A 16,362-nucleotide genomic window follows, 5' to 3' on the forward strand; every position below is an offset into this window, starting at 1 on the left:
GTAATCACTAATAGTTACTGTGCTTTTATACACAACTTCGGTCATAGCGATGTCATAATATCTTTTAGTATATGCAAATATAATTATATGTATAATAAAACATTATTAATTATTAGAAATTCTTAGTCGAAATTATTAAATTTGGCAAAAATAATTCTAACAGATGAGCATTTTAAAAGGAGTAGGTGTTGCGTTGGTGACACCCTTTAATGAAGATTTATCCGTAGATTTCGACAGTTTAACAAAATTAGTTGATTATAACATCGAAAACGGAACCAGTTATTTAGTTGTTTTGGGAACTACGGCGGAAGCTGCAACGCTTTCTGACGACGAGAAGAAACAGGTAGTTGATCATATCATTAAGGTTAATAATAAACGTGTTCCTCTGGTTTTGGGTATTGGCGGAAATAATACTCTTGAAGTAAAAAAACAGATTGAAGAAGCTGATCTTTCAGAATTTGAAGCGGTACTTTCTGTGTCTCCATATTATAATAAACCTAATCAGGAAGGGCTTTATCAGCATTATAAAGCTTTAGCTTCTACAGGAAAAAATATCATTATTTATAATGTTCCTTCAAGAACAGGGCAAAATGTTGAGGCGGAAACAACTTTACGTTTGGCAAATGAATTCCCGAATTTATTTTTAATTAAAGAAGCTGCACCAAATATTTTACAGTATTTTGATATTTTAAGAAAAAAACCAGAAGGTTTCAATTTAGTTTCAGGTGATGATGAATATACACTTCCTGTAACTTTAGCAGGTGGAGCAGGAGTAATTTCTGTAATCGGGCAGGCTTATCCGAAAGAATTTTCTACAATGGTTCAGTTGGCTTTTGATAAAAAAGTTGATGAAGCATATGAAATTCACAACAAATTGGTAGAAATCACAAGATTGATTTTTGCAGAAGGAAATCCTTGCGGAATTAAAGTAATCCTAACAGAAAAAGGAATTATTAAAAATTATTTGAGACTTCCATTGGTTCAGGCTTCAGAAGGACTTTACGCGAAAATCAAAGCGGAAATGGCAAACATTTAATACGATTTTCCAGTAACATTTTAAAGTTACAACTAACATATAAGGTGAAAGGTTCAATGCTTTTCACCTTTTTTAATTATAAAATTTTAAAATAATGAAATTTATAAAAGCTACAGAAAACGATATTCCTTTAATTCAGGATTTGGCGAGAAGATCTTGGGAAAATGCTTATGCAGAAATACTTTCCAACGAACAGATGGAATATATGTTATCAACAATGTATTCTCAGGAAGAAATTGCCACTCATTTACAAAATTCAAATTATCATTATTATTTAATTAAAGATGAAAATAGTGATTCTTTTGAAGGTTTTATCGGATATGAAAACAGCTATGAAGAAAAAACAACGAAACTTCACAGAATTTATCTGATTCCTGAAAGTAAAGGAAAAGGTTTCGGAAAAGGTGCATTGGAATTTTTAAATGGAAAGGTTGAAGAAAGTGGAGACTCAAGAATTATTTTAAATGTCAATAAATTTAATTCTGCGAAGAAATTCTATGAATCACAAGGCTTTAGTATATATGACGAAGGTGTTTTTGACATTGGAAATGGTTATGTAATGGATGATTATCTGATGGAATTCACAATTAAAAAATAATGAGATTGAAATTCTGTAACATTTAATTATAATTCTATAAAATGTGATTTATTTTTTTTGTACATCTTTGCAATAGAACCAAATCACTTATAATAATACATTCATATGCTTGGTGCTAAGCTGTTTTAGCTTTTTATCAGTATATTTTTTTTCATCCTTAGTGTTTAAATTCCTGTATTTTAATAATGCAGGGATTTTTTATTTTATGCATAAAATAGAGATTTCATTTTATGTCATTGAAAAGTGAAATAAAATATTTATATTTACGTAAACATTAAATACATAATATAAGGATGAAAATGTATGTTAAATTTGATTTCAACACACTTTGTAAGAAAGTGTTGGATGAAAAGCTTAAAGAACATGGGCTGAAATACCGTCTTCTGAACTTTGGAGAGGTAGAGATTTATGATTCTTTTACGCAGGATCAGCATAAAAATTTCAAAAAGACCCTTGAAGATTATGGGATAGAAATTATAGAAAACCAAAAGACAGCTTTGGTTCAGAAAATAAAGGATACAATTACAGAATTGGTCTTTTCGGATAAAATCATTCCTGTAAAAGCTTCGATTTATATTGCAGAAAAGCTGAATCACAGTTATGGATATCTTTCCAATCTTTTTTCTGAAACCGCTTTCACTTCGATAGAAAACTTTATTATCATTCAAAAAATTGAATATGCAAAAGAATTAATCATCAGTAAAAAACAGAGTCTTACAGAAATTGCTGACCGATTGAATTATTCCAGCGTTGCACATTTAAGTACGCAATTTAAAAATACAACAGGAATGACGCCCTCTCAGTTCCAGAAAATCGTTACCATGAGAAGAAGAATACAGCATGCGAATCATGAATATCTTAAAGTTGTATGAACAAAGAATATCTTAATGTGATCTTGACTGATTCTGATGAAGGTATTCATATACTTTTTAAAAATGTATTTCAGGATTTAAAAATAAATATTAAGGTTCGGTCATTTTACGATGGTAAAAATCTGATGAATTATCTGAATGATAAAGAGTCTTCAGTTCCGGAAATTTTATTTGTGAACTATGATATTCCGGAGAAAAGCAGTCTGGAATGTTTAAGTGAAATTAAATCAAATTTTAAGTTTGACAATATGGTAACTGCAATTTATTCTTCACGGCTGTCAGCAGATGAAGAAGAAGATGTTTTTCTGAAAGGAGCCAATGTTTTTATGCAACAGCCTGATAATTATAAAGATCTGAAAAAATCCCTCACAGAAATCGTTATTATAAATTGGCAATACCACACGTCTGGGTTGAATAAAAATAATTTTATCATGAAAGCGTGAAAAAAAATAAATAACTATTGTTGGAATTAAAATTAAGTATTATATTTGTAAGATAATATTCACATAAAGGTGATAATTGATACTTGAAAAAGTAGAAGTTTTTGCAAAAAGTGAATTTTTATTTCATCAATTGGAACACAGATTTATTATATATTAAAAACAATAAATGATCAGAAAAAAATTGTTTCAATTGAGAAACTAAATTATATAAATCACAATGTTAGTTAAACAAAATGAATTATATCAATTTCCAATTAGAAAGCGCAGAAGATCTTTAAACAAAACGGTACAATCATGAAAACTCAAAAAGTAGTTGGAGGATATTATATTCGTTTCATTAAAAAAATCCTTCGACGAAATCTCAGTTAGTTTTTATAATAAACAAGTTGGAAACATAATTCATTTTGTTTTTTTACTTTATTTTAAGCTTAAGCTCAAATAATTTATAGATATTTTCAAACACCACATCACAAAATATTAAACGAAAAGAATTAAGTAAATTATTTTAACGAAGTAAAGTAATTTCTTCAAAATAACAGTTTTATAAGGGGGACCGCGTGAAGATTCATTTTCTTTTCGCGGTTTTTTGTTTTTAAGAGATTTTACTCCACTTGTTTTTGCCGTTATAATTTCTCAGATAATAATTTTTAATGATCTGATTATCTGGTCTGGACAATAGAGGATCGGCTTCTAGAATCTTTTCTACTGTATTTTTTGTTGTTTTAATGATAACTGCATCATTTACCAAATCAAGTCTTTTGAAATCTACGACACCACTTTGCTGAGTTCCCAAAATATCTCCGGGACCACGAAGCTGCATATCAACTTCAGAAATCTTAAATCCGTCATTCGTGTCGACCATTGTTTTAATACGGGTTCTGCTGTCTTTGGATAATTTGTCGGAAGTCATCAGAATACAGTAACTCTGTTCCGCACCACGACCGACACGTCCACGAAGCTGATGAAGCTGTGACAAACCAAATCTTTCGGAACTTTCGATGACCATTACGGAAGCATTGGGAACGTTGACTCCCACTTCAATTACGGTTGTGGCAACCATAATCTGCGCTTTTCCTGAAGCAAAATAATTCATTGCTGCATCTTTTTCGTCAGGACGCATTTTTCCGTGAAGCATTGTAACATTGTAGTGTGTGAAATTATCCATGATGTTTTCAAGCCCTGTCATCAGATTTTTATAATCTAAAGTTTCAGACTCTTCAATCAGAGGGTACACAAAATAAACCTGTCGACCTTTCTGAATTTCTTCACGACAAAAATTGTAAACATAAGCTCTGTCTTTTTCACGTCTGTGAGCCGTGATAATTGGCTTTCTTCCGATCGGCAGTTCATCAATTACGGAAACATCGAGATCAGAATAAAAACTCATCGCTAAAGTTCGAGGAATAGGAGTAGCGGTCATCACCAAAATATGTGGCGGAATTTTATTTTTTGCCCAAAGTTTTGCCCGTTGTGCAACTCCAAATCTGTGCTGCTCATCGATTATAGCCAAACCAAGGTTTTTAAATTTAACTTTATCTTCCAAAACAGCGTGAGTTCCTACCAAAATAGAAAGTTCGCCATTTTCGAGTTCCTCATGAATTTTATTCCGTTCAGATTTTTTCGTTGAGCCTGTTAAAAGTTTAACCTTAACTTCGGTTTTTTCTAAAAGTTCCTTAATTCCGTTATAATGTTGCTGGGCAAGAATTTCCGTGGGAGCCATGATACAGCTTTGAAAACCGTTGTCTTTTGCAATAAGCATTGTCAATAAAGCGACCATGGTCTTTCCTGATCCAACGTCTCCCTGCAAAAGTCGGTTCATTTGGATCGGACGTTTCATATCCAGACGGATTTCTTTTAAAACCCTTTTCTGAGCGCCCGTTAATTCAAACGGAAGATGATGAGTATAAAAATTATTAAAAAAATCTCCAACGATCGGAAAAGGATTTCCTGCAGTATGACTTTTATGATGAAGTTTTTTCAAAGCATATCCTAATTGGAAAAAGAAAGATTCTTCAAATTTTAAACGATAATTTGCCTTCTCAAAATATTCCATATCCTTTGGAAAATGAACATTGAGATAAGTATGTTGCCGTGATAAAAACTTAAAACCTTTTATCAGATAATCCGGAAAATTTTCATGAATTAAATTAGGAATTTCCTTACAGATATTTCTTAAGACAGTTTGAAAAAACCTTTGATTTAAACCTCTTTTGGTTAATTTTTCCGAACTTGGATAGATTGGTTTTAAACGATTTTCGGTATCTTTTTTTTCCTCAACTTCTATTTCCGGATGAGGCATGGAAAATTGATTGTTGAAAACGTTGATCTTCCCGAAAATATAAATTTCCTGATTAATCGGGAGCTGTTCTTTCAACCATTTTGAATATTGAAACCAAACCAGATCCATCGTTCCCGTATCATCATTGAATTTTGCAGAGAGACGTTTTGTTTTTCCGGTTTGTATTTCCTGAACATTTGTAATTTTTCCTTTCAACTGAACCTCGGTAGTTACATCTCCAAGTTGAAAAACCTTATGAACTTTACTTTTGTCAAGGTAGCGGAGTGGAAAAAAGTTCAGAAAATCTTCCACGGTGGAAATTCCCAACACATTTTTGATGAGTTTGGCTTTTTCAGGACCGATTCCTTTCACGTATTCTATAGATGTGTCGAGGTTCATTTTTTATGAGCCACGAATTTCGGGAAAAATTAGAAATTAAAAAAGGCTCTCATTACTGAAAGCCTGTATTTTTTAATCTTTTATTTTAGATTTAAATTTTTTCTGATAATCTTCCCACTGTTCTCTTGTTCTTATTTTTTTGAATAAATTTTTTGAAATCAATTCTAAATAGGGTTCAAGCTCTTTTGCAGATAATTCGCCCTGTAAAATAGTTAACGGATCTCCATTTTCATCGAGAAAAACAGTACTCGGAACCGCAGCTACATTCATAAACTGAGTAAACTCGTGTAAAGAATTTCTGCCTTTTTTATGTTCCGTGTTTGGATTTGAAAACTTTCTACCGAAAATTTCGATTTCATTTTTTTCTTCCGCATTGAATTTTACAGGATAATAACTTTCATTCAAAATATCAGTGATAACCTGATGTCCGTACGTTTTTTTATCCATAATCTTACACGGACCGCACCAGTCTGCATAAAAATCGATCAATATTTTCTTCGGATTTTCTTTCTGAGCTTTCAATGCTTCTTCAATCGTCATCCATTTTACCTGCGCAAAGTTGAAAGTCAACAAAAACAGACAGATTATGCTTATAATTTTTCTCATGATTTGGTATTTAAAGTAAAAATAAGCATTTACTTATTTCTATTTCACCTCCTGCATTAATTTTTTTATAAAAGGAGAGATCAAAATTAATACAACTCCGGCAATTAATGCATAAATAGCCAATTGATAATACCCATCGGTATATGACTGTAATTTAGATAACAGATCTTTTCCTGTATTTGACTGAGAAATTTCGGCACCTAATTTTCCTGCAGCTAACTGACCGAAAGCACTTGCTAAAAACCAAAGTCCCATCATCATCCCAAATAATTTTTTAGGAGATAATTTGGTGATAATTGACATCCCAATCGGTCCTAAACATAATTCTCCGATAGTTGTTATGAAATAGGCAAAAGCAAAAACATTTAATGATGTTATTCCTTTTGCATTTGCAAAGAATTTAGTGTAATAAAAAATATAGAATGAAGCAGATAAGAATAAAAATCCTATTCCGAATTTTATTAAAGTATTGGGTTCTATTTTTTTCTTAGCTAAAAATAACCAAAGTAAACCGATAATAGGGCTTAAAATAATAACAAAAAGTGTATTCGAGCTATTGTTAACAACATTGGGATCCATATTTATACCCAATAAATTGTGATCCAAATTATCTTTCGCAAATAAAGATAAAGAACCTCCACTTTGCTCATAAATAGCATTAAACAGGAAGTAAAAAAAGATAAAAGCAAAGGCAGCAATCAGCTTTTTTTGTATGCTGATCTCGCTTAATTTTATCAATTCAAAAATAAAATATCCGATAGCGACTGCACCAATCGTATACATGAAATAATCTGTATAAGCAGTATTTTTAACCATGATGAAAATCAGCGGAATACTTAGTAATGATAGAACATAAACCGCAATTTCCCTGATTTTTCTTTTTCCGGAATCCATATTAATTAATGGTGAATTTCCTATAGGTCCTAAATTTTTCTTAGTAAAAAGAAAAGTTAATAACCCGATAATCATCACTATTGCTGCAGCAAGAAAACATGCAGTCCATGAATAATATTTTCCTAAATAGATACACAATGCACCACCCAAAAGCCCTCCAATATTGATTCCGGCATAAAACATTCCGTATCCCGCATCTCTTCTGGGATCTTTTTCATGATATAATTCTCCTACCATCGAAGAGACATTAGGTTTGAAAAAGCCGGTTCCGATAATAGAAAATGCAATACCATAATAAAACATATCTTTTGGTGCAAAAGCAATAAGAAGATTGCCGAGAATCATGACAATTCCACCAAAAAATAAAGATTTTTTAAAACCTAAAATTTTATCTGCAAAAATTCCACCAATAAAAGTAAATGCATACACAAAAGCCTGAATAGCTCCGTATTGAAGATTGGCAACATCATCTTTTAGCAAAAGCTGGTCTACCATGAAAAATGTAAGAACACCACGCATTCCGTAGAAACAAAAGCGTTCCCACATTTCTACCGTAAAAAGTGTCCACAATTGTTTCGGATATTTTCCTTTAAAATTTTGGATTTCCTCTAGAGTTAAGTTCATAATTGTATATGATAATTTTTAGTTAGAAGCTTTTATCAACTAATTCAATTGTTGACGCAATATGTCAAACATTAGATCATTAATAAATAACACACGAAAATAAAAAAAACCTCCGACTTAACAGAGGTTTTAATTATATTTTATTGATGCGAATTAGTTTACACCGTGCATCATTTTCTTTAAGATTGGTGAAATTAAAGCTAAAATTACAGCTGCAATACCACATAATACAACGAATACCATGAAGAATTCGAATAAATTGTGGATTGTAAAGCCTGCAAATGAATTATATTCTACTGTAATAACATTTTCAGATTTTAGTTTGGCTAATTCAGAATCTGATGGATAAGAAAGTTGTTCAGGTTTTATTTCAGCCTTTTTATCAGCTTTCTTTATTTCGTTAATTTTCTTAGTATTATCTTCGATAATATTAGTAAGTTTGATTTTTGTCTTATCTAATTTCTCTTTATCAACTTTAGCAAGATCGTATTGTGCTAAAATAAATAATTCTTTTGGAGAAGCATCATGTTTTTTATCTAAAACAGCTTGTAAATCAATTCCTTGTTTTTCTGCAGCCATAAATTTATCTCCAGTAGCTGGTAAAATAGAACCTAATGTTCCTGCTAAAGCATAACCTGCAGCGTTAGAAATGAAAAATACCCCGTATAATAATGATGCGAATCTTTTTGGAGATAATTTACCTACCAACGATAATCCAATCGGAGATAAACATAGCTCACCACATGTCTGGATGAAATAAAGCAATACTAGCCATTTAATAGCTAATAAGCCACTATTTCCTAAGTCTTTTACATTGTAAGCAATGATAAAATAAGAAAGAGCAATTAAAGCTAATCCGATTGCTTGCTTAAGTGGAGATACCGGTTCTTTACCTTTTTCTCTTAATCTATCCCAAAGAAGACTGAATGGAACTGCTAAAATAACAACAAACAACCCGTTGAAAATCTGTACCATTGATGCTGGCATTTTCCATCCAAATAAGAATGTTCTATCAGTTTGATTATCAGCAATAAAAGTTAAAGATGATCCTGCTTGTTCAAAAGCAGCCCAAAAGAATATAATAAAGAATGATACAATGTAGATTACTAAGATTCTCTGGATTTCTACTTTTGTTAAAGCTTTATCCATAAGAATAAGAATAGCTAAGGAAATACCGGAAGCATATATGATTGGATAAATTATACCCTTTACTAAACTTCCAATTTCAAATTTGCTAAAAAATACCTCACTTACATGAAGATATCTAAATACGAAGAATAAGACAACAAATAAAGCAGCTGTAATTCCTAATGATAAAGATGAGAACTTTGCTTTTTCTCCATCTTCTTCTGTACTATTTGCTTTAGATGGTAATGCTCCGATTGGCTTTCCTTCCGGTGTAACAACATATTTATCTTTTAAAAATAAGAATATCAATGTTCCAAGAACCATAGCAATACCCGCAGCTAAATATCCCCATTTAAAAACAAAAATATCTCTTTGTCCATCAACTACAACGTCAGCAATTATTGGAACAAAATATTGACTTAATAAAGCACCAATATTAATACCCATATAGAAGATAGTAAAGGCAGAATCTAACTTAGATTTTTCCTGTGCAGGATACAAGCTTCCTACCATTGATGAAATGTTAGGTTTAAAGAATCCATTACCAAAAATAATAACTAAGAGACCTAGCCAAAATGCTATTTTGGATGTTTCTAAATTACCATCAAATATGGTTGCACTATAAAAAAGTAAAAACTGTCCTATAGCCATTAAAGTCCCTCCTAAAAGAATACAATATCTATTTCCTAAGAATTTATCTGCTATAAATCCTCCTAAGAGCGGAGTTAAATAACATAATGCTAAAAAGCCACCATAAATGATAGATGCATTAGATTCTCCCAAACGAAGAGCATTTACCATAAATAATGTAAGAATAGCTCTCATTCCATAGAAATTGAAACGCTCCCACATTTCTGTACCAAATAGTACCCATAGACCTTTAGGGTGACCTTTCTTTTGAACAGTATCCATATTTACTTGTTAATTTTTGTTAAGACTGACAAATATAGTTTTTTTTGTGTTTTCAGCAAGGTTTTAATTTTATATTTAAATAAAAAAGCTGCAGAGCGATTCTACAGCTTGATATTCTTTATGAAAAGTAAGGATTAATGCCCTTTTTCTTTCATAATTTTATTTAATCTTTTTAACATTGATAAACCTAAAAATGTGGCAAATATCAACAAGGCGAAGTTTACAAGGAAATAATTCATTTTGTTATTATAACTATACCATGTACTTGCCAAAATACCTGAAAGCTTGTTTCCAACGGAGTTTGCAAGGAAAAATCCACCCATCATTAAAGCTGTAATTCTTGCAGGTGAAAGCTTTGAAACAAAAGAAAGTCCCATTGGAGAAAGGCAAAGTTCTCCAACTGTAATTACTCCATAACTTGCAATGAGCCACCACGGCGAAACTTTTACAGCTCCATTATCTCCCGCCCAAACTGCTAAAACCATCACCAAACAGGATAATCCTGAAATAAATAATCCCAAAACAATTTTTGTTGGCGTCAAAGGTTCTTTTCCTTTTCGTCTTAATAAAGCCCAAAAACCGACAATAACCGGCGTTAAAGCAATTACCCAAAATGGATTGATGGATTGAAATAATTCGGTATTGTATAAATAAGTTTTGCTTTCCGGATTTTTCTCTAATACAGCCCGTTGTTCAGGAGAAATATTTTTAAAATAAACGTCTTTACCTTTTTCTTTAATGGTATTTCCGTCTTTATCTTTTTGAGATTGATATTGATCGTCGTAAACCGAAACTTCTTTGTCTTCATAGCTTTTTCCGTCGACCATATAAATTCCTTCCAACGGTTTTTCCATCGATGCAGGAACACTTCTGTCAGTGTAATAATTTGCCCATCTTGTTAATGCTGTTCCGTTTTGTTTAAAAACTGCCCAGAAAAACATACTGATTAAAAATACCGATAACAAAGCTCCAATGGAAGATTTTTCTTCTGGTTTTGCTTTAAAATAAAGAGATGCATAAAAATAAATCACAGGAATACAAGCGAAAATAAAGGCATCTGTACTGTCACTTCCAAAAATATTTTTAGGAATAAACCAACCGATAACTCCGGCAATAATTGCAGGAACGAAAACTTTTAATAAAATCTCAGAAAGCTTCGTATCGCCTTCCTGTACAGGTTTCATTTTAGCTGCGTGAATGTAATGTTTTCTACCGACGGTAAAAATAACCATCCCGATCAGCATTCCGACTCCGGCAGTGATGAAGGCTTCACCCCAGCCGAATTTATTTCGCATAAATGCAGCGATAATATTGCAAATAAATGCTCCGATATTGATTCCCATGTAAAAAATATTGTATCCGGAATCTTTATTGGCTTTGTAAGGTTCTTCGGAATATAAATTTCCTAATAATGTCGAAATTGTTGGTTTAAAGAAACCATTTCCTATAATAATTAAAGCTAATGAAGAATAAAATAAGGTCAGATCTTTGAAAACACCCATCCCTATATATCCGGCTGCCATTAAAACTCCACCCAAATAAATAGATTTAATATAGCCTAAAACTCTGTCTGCCAAAAATCCTCCGATGAAAGGTGTAAGATAAGTCAAAGCTATGTATGTTCCGAAAATGTCGTCTGCAGTTTTGTCAGGAAGTCCGAGACCGCCTTTTAAACCTGTTGGTTCGATGACGTATAAAACGAAAATTCCGAGAATCAAGTAGTATCCGAAACGCTCCCACATTTCAGTAAAGAAGAGGAAAGGCAACCCTTTAGGATGTTTAGTCTTCATATTTTCAAATTTCAAATTTCACAAATATAAAATTTTAAAAACAATAATCAGATTTTATTAACTTTGGATAAAATAAAGGTGAAGGAAATGGAAATTACATTAAAAGATTTAGAAAACAATATCAAGACGCTTCCTGAAAACTTTTACGAGGAAGTGAATGATTTTATTGATTTTTTGAAGACAAAATATAACAGAACAAATTCAGAAGATTGGTCAGGAATGTTATCTGAACCTCAGAGAGAATCATTAAAGAAAGGTTTGGATGATATCGAAAATGACAGAACAATAAGTCATGAATCTGCTCAAAAGAAAATCAAGAATTATATTGCTTCAAGCAAAAATTAATTGAGATACATTTAAGTTTCAACAAAATAAAAAATCCGAATCTTAAAGAAGAGATCCGGATTTTTTTATGTTTAAATTTTATTTGAAATTACAAATTCTCCAAAATAAAATCAGTCATTTTTTGAAACAGCTGCGGTCTTGTCTGTCCACCATAAATTCCGTGGTTTTTATCCGGATAAGCCATGAAATCGAACTGTTTTTTGTTTTGAATTAAAGCTTCTGAGAATTCCATAGAATTTTGAAAATCTACGTTGTCATCAGCAGTTCCGTGGATTAACAAAAATTTGCCTTTTAATAAATTCGCATATTCAGTAGGAGAGTTTTTGTCGTATCCATCAGCGTTTTCCTGAGGTGTTCTCATGAATCTTTCAGTGTAAACCGAATCATAATATCTCCAGTTTGTAACCGGTGCCACTGCGATTCCCATTTTGAAAACATCAGCACCTTTTGTCATTGCCAAACTCGTCATGTAACCTCCGAAACTCCATCCGAACATTCCGATTCTTGTTTTGTCGATATACGATTGATTTCCCAACCATTTTGCAGCCGCAATTTGATCTTCAATCTCATATTTTCCTAAATTCATGTACGTTACTTTCTTGAATTTGGCACCTTTGTAGCCCGTTCCACGTCCGTCAACACACGCTACGATATAACCTTTTTGAGCTAACATTTCAAACCAGATTCCGTTTCCATTGTCCCAAGAGTTGGCAACTTGTTGAGAACCAGGACCAGAATATTGGAACATGAACAACGGATATTTTTTATTTTTATCAAAGTTCTTAGGCTTAATAATCCATGCATTCATTTGATCTCCTGCTTCATTTGGAATCGTAATGAATTCTTTTTCAGTGAAACTATCAGCTCTTAATTTTTGAAGTTGAGCATCGTTATTCTGAAGTTCTTTTACCACTTTACCATTTCCGTCTTTTAAAACATAAGTGTAAGGTTTGGCAGCGGTAGAAGATGTTTCGATGAAATAATTGTAGTTTTTGCTGAAGTTTGCAGAATTATTTCCATCTCCGTTTGAAATCACTTGAGATTTTCCGTTTTCGATATTTATTTTAGAAACAACTTTATTGATACTTCCTTTTTCAGTAGTCTGAACGTAAATTTCTTTTGATTTGGGATTAAATCCATAATAATCTGTTACTTCCCAATTTCCTTTTGTAACCTGCTTTTTCAGTTTTCCATCTTTGTCGTACCAATATAAATGACGGTTTCCATCTCTTTCAGAACCCCAAAGGAAAGAATTATCATCTAAAAACTCCAGCGTTGGACTGTCTGTATCGATCCATTTATCGTCTGTTTCAGTGAATAATTTTTGAACAGCTCCCGTTTTTGTATTTACTTTCAACACATCAGATGCATTTTGAATTCTGTCAGAAGTTATCAAAACAATCTCGTCTGCTTTTGCCGTTTGAATAACGTTTGGAATATAATAATGTTTGAAACTATCTAAATTTACGCTCGTTTTTTTACCATCGCTCAACTGGTAAATATGCGCTGAAGCCACAGAGTTTTTCTCTCCCGCTTTTGGATATTTGTAACGCATTTCGCTTGGATAAAGCGTTTTACCATAAATAGGAATGTAAATTTCAGGAACTTCTGTTTCGTCTAGTTTTACGAAAAGAATCGCATCCGAATTTTTTGTCCATTCATACAATCTTGCGTGCCCGAATTCTTCTTCGTAAACCCAGTCTGCAAGACCGTTTAATATTTTATTTTTTACGCCATGTTCGGTGATTTGCGTAATTTTTCCTGAATTTAAATCTTGATAAAATAAATTATTATCAACGATGAAAGAAATTTTCGTTGCATCAGGCGAAAATCTTGGTTCCTGAACAAATTTTCCTTCATTTAAACTTACTGTTTTCCCTGATTTTAGATCTTTTACGTCATATTTTCCTAAGAAAGAATGTCTATAGATTGGCTGACTATCCTTTAATAACAAGATTTTAGACTCATCATCAGAAAATTCATAGCTCTGAAATTGTCCGTCCACAAGGTTTCCTTCTTTTTGAGAAGTTTTGTAAGAATATTTTGCAATTCCGCCCTGTTCAATAACCAGATAATTTTCACCGTTTTTCATGGAAGTGATTCCGGCAATGCCCTTTCCACGGTAATATCCTGAATATATTTTATCTAAAGTGATTTCCTGTGCTGATAAACTTTGAAAAGTAGCAGCGATAGTTAGAGTTAATAATAATCTTTTCATTTCTAATTTTAATGATTCCAAATTTAATAATTCTTAGCAAGATTACAACATAAAACGAAATTGGAGTTAAAAAGTGTTGTTATAGACTTTATTAAAAGAAGTATAAGCATTTTTAATTCTTTTACTGAAAATATTTACTCTTTAATCATATAGTTGTTATTTAGAATTTCACAGAATATATTGATCAGAATGATATTGGGACTTTATAGATAATGAAATTTTAGTATTTAATTATTATTTCTCTTTTGGTTGATTTTTTAAATTTTTCTAATTATAATTAAATAATATTTGATTATTTTATATAAAAATACCACATTTATATATTTTTCGGTTTTAATAATTAATTTTAATTACTTAAAACACTAATTTTACAAGCTTAAAACTCAAGGATAAAAAATGATGAAGTTATATTATATTTTTAATAAAATATACTGTCTCTTATTTGTGCTGATAATGTTCCCAATTACAGCTCAAAAAACTACTACTGCCGAGATTGACACTCTACAAAAACAGATCTCTAAAATACAATGGAACATCGGTGATTATAGAAAAGGTGTTTTACTACAAAAAGAAATTATTGAAAAATCTAAAAGAATAAAATATACAAAGGGCGAAATTACAGGATATTTAGGCTTGGCACATGCTTTAGGTGGTATGAACAAAAATCAGGAAAGTTTTTATTTTCTGAATATTGCTGAGAAAAAACTCAAAAGCTTTGATGATAATCCTTTAAAAGCACGGTTGTATTTTCTTTACGGAACATATTATTACCGCCTCGAACTTCATCAGCAGGCTATTAAAAGTTTTAATAAATCATTGGATTTCGCTAATAAAATTCAGGATAAAAAACTGAGCGAAAAGCTTAAATATAATGTATACGATTGGAAAAGATCAAGTTTTGAATCTTTGAATCAGATGGATTCTGTTTACAGCAACGAAAGAAAGTGTATGGCTTCACCTATGCCGATGCTTTATATTACAATCGCAAGTAGGCATTTGGACAAAGGAGAGATAGATTCTGCAAAATATTATACGGATAAAGCGAATGATCTGGTTTTGGCAAAGAAGGCTCCAATCGAAGGAAAATCTAATGTTTTACGGGCTTATGGGAAATTATATATAAAAAAGAAAGAATACGATAAAGCCTTAAAATGTCTTTTCGAATCTCTTGAAATAACTAAAAAAATGAATTTTAAGAAAAGAGATTTGGAATCCTATAAATTAATTTACGAGGCTTACAAAGGGCAAAATGATCTTCAGAAAGAAAATGAATATCTGTTAAAATATTCTGCACTCAACGATAGTTTGAATCAGGTTGAAAAACAAATGGCAAATCTTCCTATAGAAAAACTTCTCAACGATCAGGCTGAAGAAAATGAAAAGAGCAAAAACAGTCTTTATTATATTATTATAGGAGTAACATTGATTAGTTTGTTCATCATCTGTATGTTAATTAGATTTTTTAATCAGAAACAAAAGGAAAACGATACTACCATTCATCAAAAAGTACAGGAAACTGATCTTTTAAAGAAAAAGCTGGATACTGCCATTGATGAGGTCATACATCTTGCTATAACTGATGATCCGTCCTTTATCGTAAAATTCAAAGAAGTGTATTCTGAATTTTATACAACCCTTCGATCAGAATATCCACAGCTTACTGTAAATGATATGAAGTTTTTTGCTTTAATAAAATTAAAATTTTCTAACAAAGAAATTGCAGAATATGCGCACATGTCAATCCGAACTGTTGAATCTAAAAAGTACAGATTACGCAAAAAAATAGATTTGGCGACTGATGTAGATTTTAATAATTGGGTACTTAGTCGATAACTTTTTATAAGAATTTGAAGAGATTATTTAATGAATCAGAATAATCTAACCATTAAAAATTGATATTATTTGAATGATAATTCTACTTTTTAAAGAAAAAAATATACCATATTTTATTTATTAAGTTATTGTTTTATAATTGATTAGTTTATTGCAGTATAAATGCAGTGTGAGTTTTTTCAATTAGAATAATACATTTGCATTGTAAATTTTAGAACGAAATAGAATTTGATTAATTTCTAATCTTTAATATTTCATTTTTTACAATAACACAATTAACAATAACTAAAAATTATCTGATGAATAACAAAATTACTTTTCATTTTTTTTGAGCATTTCATTTGCTCCAGTCTAAACTTTTCTATTTGGTTTAGATTTTAAAGATT

The 16,362-nt window shown here is 31.3% G+C and carries 12 protein-coding genes; 6 read left to right on the forward strand and 6 right to left on the reverse strand.

Annotation, left to right across the window (positions count from 1 at the left end):
* Positions 1-163 precede the first annotated feature (163 nt).
* The 4 genes from dapA to ABD940_RS14395 all read left to right on the forward strand — a co-directional run bounded on the left by dapA (position 164) and on the right by ABD940_RS14395 (position 2,949).
* Entirely contained in the window at positions 164-1,036 is an 873-nt protein-coding gene (gene dapA / locus ABD940_RS14380; protein WP_345205259.1) for a 4-hydroxy-tetrahydrodipicolinate synthase, read from the forward strand.
* A gap of 94 nt (positions 1,037-1,130) precedes the next feature.
* Positions 1,131-1,634: a GNAT family N-acetyltransferase gene (locus ABD940_RS14385; protein ID WP_345205261.1), complete on the forward strand. Its 504-nt coding sequence runs from the start codon at positions 1,131-1,133 to the stop codon at positions 1,632-1,634.
* Between the two features lie 293 nt (positions 1,635-1,927).
* Entirely contained in the window at positions 1,928-2,506 is a 579-nt protein-coding gene (locus ABD940_RS14390; RefSeq protein ID WP_345205264.1) for a helix-turn-helix domain-containing protein, read from the forward strand.
* The gene (locus ABD940_RS14395; RefSeq protein WP_345205267.1) at positions 2,503-2,949 is read left to right on the forward strand and encodes a response regulator; all 447 of its coding nucleotides are present in this window, start codon (positions 2,503-2,505) and stop codon (positions 2,947-2,949) included. The genes ABD940_RS14390 and ABD940_RS14395 overlap by 4 nt, the downstream gene beginning before the upstream one ends.
* A 592-nt stretch (positions 2,950-3,541) precedes the next feature.
* On the opposite strand, the gene recG is transcribed toward ABD940_RS14395, so the two are convergent.
* The 5 genes from recG to ABD940_RS14420 all read right to left on the reverse strand — a co-directional run bounded on the left by recG (position 3,542) and on the right by ABD940_RS14420 (position 11,580).
* A complete protein-coding gene (recG, locus tag ABD940_RS14400) occupies positions 3,542-5,626 on the reverse strand; it encodes an ATP-dependent DNA helicase RecG (RefSeq protein ID WP_345205271.1) in 2,085 nt (694 codons plus the stop codon).
* Positions 5,627-5,698: 72 nt separating this feature from the next.
* Positions 5,699-6,232 (reverse strand): thioredoxin family protein, encoded by a 534-nt coding sequence (locus ABD940_RS14405; RefSeq protein ID WP_345205273.1) that lies wholly within the window; start codon positions 6,230-6,232, stop codon positions 5,699-5,701.
* A gap of 39 nt (positions 6,233-6,271) precedes the next feature.
* On the reverse strand, positions 6,272-7,750 hold the full coding sequence (locus ABD940_RS14410; protein ID WP_345205276.1) for a peptide MFS transporter: 1,479 nt from the start codon (positions 7,748-7,750) through the stop codon (positions 6,272-6,274).
* Positions 7,751-7,903: 153 nt separating this feature from the next.
* Positions 7,904-9,790, reverse strand: coding sequence for a peptide MFS transporter (locus ABD940_RS14415; protein WP_345205279.1), 1,887 nt, complete (start codon positions 9,788-9,790; stop codon positions 7,904-7,906).
* 134 nt (positions 9,791-9,924) lie between these two features.
* Positions 9,925-11,580, reverse strand: coding sequence for a peptide MFS transporter (locus ABD940_RS14420; RefSeq protein ID WP_345205281.1), 1,656 nt, complete (start codon positions 11,578-11,580; stop codon positions 9,925-9,927).
* Between the two features lie 87 nt (positions 11,581-11,667).
* Here ABD940_RS14420 and ABD940_RS14425 point away from each other — a divergent pair, with 87 nt between their 5' ends.
* Positions 11,668-11,925, forward strand: a complete 258-nt coding sequence (locus tag ABD940_RS14425) for a DUF2281 domain-containing protein (RefSeq protein ID WP_345205284.1) — start codon at positions 11,668-11,670, stop codon at positions 11,923-11,925.
* An 88-nt stretch (positions 11,926-12,013) separates the two neighbouring features.
* Here the strand turns inward: ABD940_RS14425 and ABD940_RS14430 are convergent, their stop codons facing one another.
* Positions 12,014-14,143, reverse strand: a complete 2,130-nt coding sequence (locus tag ABD940_RS14430; protein ID WP_345205285.1) for a S9 family peptidase — start codon at positions 14,141-14,143, stop codon at positions 12,014-12,016.
* A 453-nt stretch (positions 14,144-14,596) separates the two neighbouring features.
* On the opposite strand from ABD940_RS14430, the gene ABD940_RS14435 reads away from it, so the two are divergent.
* Positions 14,597-15,976 (forward strand): hypothetical protein, encoded by a 1,380-nt coding sequence (locus ABD940_RS14435; protein ID WP_345205286.1) that lies wholly within the window; start codon positions 14,597-14,599, stop codon positions 15,974-15,976.
* The last annotated feature ends 386 nt before the right edge of the window (positions 15,977-16,362 follow it).

It is taken from the genome of Chryseobacterium ginsengisoli (assembly GCF_039542325.1).
Lineage (GTDB): Bacteria > Bacteroidota > Bacteroidia > Flavobacteriales > Weeksellaceae > Chryseobacterium > Chryseobacterium ginsengisoli.

Excerpts from the sequence above, each read along its gene's own strand:
- dapA (WP_345205259.1), top strand. The coding sequence starts at position 164 with ATGAGCATTTTAAAAGGAGTAGGTGTTGCGTTGGTGACACCCTTTAAT.
- ABD940_RS14385 (WP_345205261.1), top strand. The coding sequence starts at position 1,131 with ATGAAATTTATAAAAGCTACAGAAAACGATATTCCTTTAATTCAGGAT.
- ABD940_RS14390 (WP_345205264.1), top strand. The coding sequence starts at position 1,928 with ATGAAAATGTATGTTAAATTTGATTTCAACACACTTTGTAAGAAAGTG.
- ABD940_RS14395 (WP_345205267.1), top strand. The coding sequence starts at position 2,503 with ATGAACAAAGAATATCTTAATGTGATCTTGACTGATTCTGATGAAGGT.
- recG (WP_345205271.1), bottom strand. The coding sequence starts at position 5,626 with ATGAACCTCGACACATCTATAGAATACGTGAAAGGAATCGGTCCTGAA.
- ABD940_RS14405 (WP_345205273.1), bottom strand. The coding sequence starts at position 6,232 with ATGAGAAAAATTATAAGCATAATCTGTCTGTTTTTGTTGACTTTCAAC.
- ABD940_RS14410 (WP_345205276.1), bottom strand. The coding sequence starts at position 7,750 with ATGAACTTAACTCTAGAGGAAATCCAAAATTTTAAAGGAAAATATCCG.
- ABD940_RS14415 (WP_345205279.1), bottom strand. The coding sequence starts at position 9,790 with ATGGATACTGTTCAAAAGAAAGGTCACCCTAAAGGTCTATGGGTACTA.
- ABD940_RS14420 (WP_345205281.1), bottom strand. The coding sequence starts at position 11,580 with ATGAAGACTAAACATCCTAAAGGGTTGCCTTTCCTCTTCTTTACTGAA.
- ABD940_RS14425 (WP_345205284.1), top strand. The coding sequence starts at position 11,668 with ATGGAAATTACATTAAAAGATTTAGAAAACAATATCAAGACGCTTCCT.
- ABD940_RS14430 (WP_345205285.1), bottom strand. The coding sequence starts at position 14,143 with ATGAAAAGATTATTATTAACTCTAACTATCGCTGCTACTTTTCAAAGT.
- ABD940_RS14435 (WP_345205286.1), top strand. The coding sequence starts at position 14,597 with ATGTTCCCAATTACAGCTCAAAAAACTACTACTGCCGAGATTGACACT.